1 protein-coding gene is annotated in these 630 nt (G+C 44.0%); it reads right to left on the bottom strand.

Annotated elements, in window-relative coordinates; translation table 11 throughout:
• On the bottom strand, positions 1 to 630 hold a 630-nt coding region (locus ABD917_RS08785), incomplete at both ends, for a helicase-related protein (RefSeq protein ID WP_345119677.1).

Raw genomic sequence — 630 nt, 5'->3', positions numbered from 1 at the left:
CCGCGCTTTCTGGTTTCTCATAAACATAAATTTTATCTTCAACCGTCGTCATACTCTTTAAGGCTACAATCTCTAAAGTATGACTAACGTCTTGACCTAAAATCATCTGGTTAAGGGTGACTTCAAAGTTCTCATCATGGGAAAGCAAAGCATTGATCACTTGCCAAACAACACTGTATCTCTTGTTGTATTTTAAAGCCTCTTCAGCAGAAATCCCTGCTGGTACCCCAACGGGTAAAATGATATAGCCTCTTTTCTTGCCCTTGGCACGGCGCATGATACGCCCCACCGCTTGTATCACATCCACTTGGCTTTTACGCGGGTGTAAGAACATGATCGCATCAAGAGCAGGAACATCTACTCCTTCAGAAAGACAGCGTACATTGGTGAGCACACGACACGTATTTTCCTCCGCATCTTCCTTTAACCAATCAAGGGCTTCATTGCGTTTCTTGGCACTTTGTGTTCCATCAATATGCGCAAAGGTACACTGAAGAGGCGGCGTCTCTTTATAGAGCTTATGAATACCAGACAATTCTTCCTGCATGCCTTTAGAATTGAATGTGTCACAGATACGTTCAGAGGTCTTAATGTCTCTACAAAAAGCCAAAGCCCGCCGCATGGGATTGG

Origin of the sequence: Bartonella pachyuromydis (assembly GCF_039543065.1) — a bacterium.
GTDB lineage: Bacteria > Pseudomonadota > Alphaproteobacteria > Rhizobiales > Rhizobiaceae > Bartonella > Bartonella pachyuromydis.
This window is presented reverse-complemented; position numbering and strand designations above follow the sequence as displayed.